The 1,111-nt window shown below is 43.1% G+C and carries 1 protein-coding gene and 1 pseudogene; both read right to left on the reverse strand.

The features are described from left to right. Positions 1–154 (reverse strand): annotated as a pseudogene (locus R7E00_RS24750) (class I SAM-dependent methyltransferase); the annotation flags it as partial. 798 nt (positions 155–952) lie between these two features. After that, positions 953–1,111: c-type cytochrome (locus tag R7E00_RS24755; RefSeq protein ID WP_411978695.1), on the reverse strand; the 159-nt coding region annotated here is incomplete at its 5' end.

A 1,111-nucleotide genomic window follows, 5' to 3' on the forward strand; every position in this document is an offset into this window, starting at 1 on the left:
GCAAATCATAGTGAGCTTTTTCAGTTTCCGCATCCAAACGTTGGTCTGGATTAACGAATACCAAGTAGCACTGCTCACATTGAAGATATTCGCGATGCTTATCTTCAAAATAGTGACGAGTATGCTGATTGTGGCATAAAGGACAGGTATGCATGCTGACTTCCTCAAACAGGGATGCGAAACATACCAGAAAGTGGACTCAGATTGGAGAGGCACTGAATACTTTTTCAGCAGTTTTTGTTAAAAAACTTTGTTTAAGAACCCATCGAAAGGCATCAGTGTAGTAATCCCTCTTCAGATTGGTGGTTGCCGAGAAAAAACGGCATAAAAAAAGCGACAGTCAAACTGTCGCTTTCTAAGTGCCATCAAGTGGCGAAACTGTGTTGCACGCATTTAGTGCACCAAGAATCCTTTTGTTTTTCGTGCTTGCCTTGTCAAAAAGTGTTGTTTTTCATCTTCCTGATGAGTTTTGGCTGTCCCTTTATTTCCTGGCTTCTGGGCGACTTCCTGTGCCTGATCCTTTCCACTGTCTTAACCATAAGACGAGATGACCATCCGTATCGAGCAGGCTCCTTGCCTACCTAATTCCGTTTTCCGATCACCAAGCTATCCTAGCTTGCGTCCATGAAGACCTTGAATCCGTGGTCTGAAATCCTGCAAGTCACCCCCTGTGAACGCTTTCTACTTTACGTAATCCCGACGCACTCACAAGTTAGCAGCAGGAAATATTAGCGATGATTTTTTCGCAAAAATTAAAAACATCAATTAATCAAAAGGTTAAAAATAAGAAGAAGACATTCGCAATCGAAGGTATGGCAAATGTCTTACAAGCTTTCGAGCAGATATCGATGACACCCTCAAAAATCATGTGTGAGCCACATCACCAACAAAAATGCCCCAGCGAAATCGCTGGGGCATTTTTGTACAACTTTGCTCGAACTATGTAGGGGTATCAGTGCAGACCGCCAACGTATTTCGACAGAACTTCGATGTCTTCGTCTGTCATTTTTTTCGCGATGTCACGCATCATGGCGTTCATATCGTTACCACGGTTACCATCACGGAACTTTTCTAGCTGAGCTTTGATGTAGTCAGAGTGCTGACCAGAAAT

Source organism: Vibrio sp. Vb1755, from assembly GCF_033338635.1.
In the GTDB taxonomy this organism is placed as follows: Bacteria; Pseudomonadota; Gammaproteobacteria; order Enterobacterales; family Vibrionaceae; genus Vibrio; species Vibrio alginolyticus.